Genomic DNA, 284 nt, shown 5'->3' on the forward strand with positions numbered 1-284 from the left:
TTCTTTCAGAAGCAGAGCTTTACCGAAAGCGATACCCGGGGATGCTAAAATGCCTGAAATCATAACCCTACCTTACTTGTGACTGATTTTTAAAAGAACCCGGGAAATTACTCGAGTTCCGCCATCAGTTTAACCAGATGTTCAACCGCTTTCTGCTCGTCTTCGCCTTCTGCGGAGATAGTCACAACGGTACCTTGAGTCAGGCCCAGAGTCTGCAGTTTAAACAGGCTTTTCGCGCTGGCGCTTTTGCCGTTGGAAGTCACAGTAATTTCAGAAGTGAAGCC

1 protein-coding gene is annotated in these 284 nt (G+C 47.2%); it reads right to left on the reverse strand.

All coding sequences use genetic code 11. The features are described from left to right. Positions 1–107: 107 nt before the first annotated feature. Positions 108–284: HPr family phosphocarrier protein (locus FN960_RS23890; protein WP_143336838.1), on the reverse strand; the 177-nt coding region annotated here is incomplete at its 5' end.

It is taken from the genome of Alkalicoccobacillus porphyridii, from assembly GCF_007293315.1.
GTDB classification, from domain to species: domain Bacteria; phylum Bacillota; class Bacilli; order Bacillales; family Bacillaceae_D; genus Alkalicoccobacillus; species Alkalicoccobacillus porphyridii.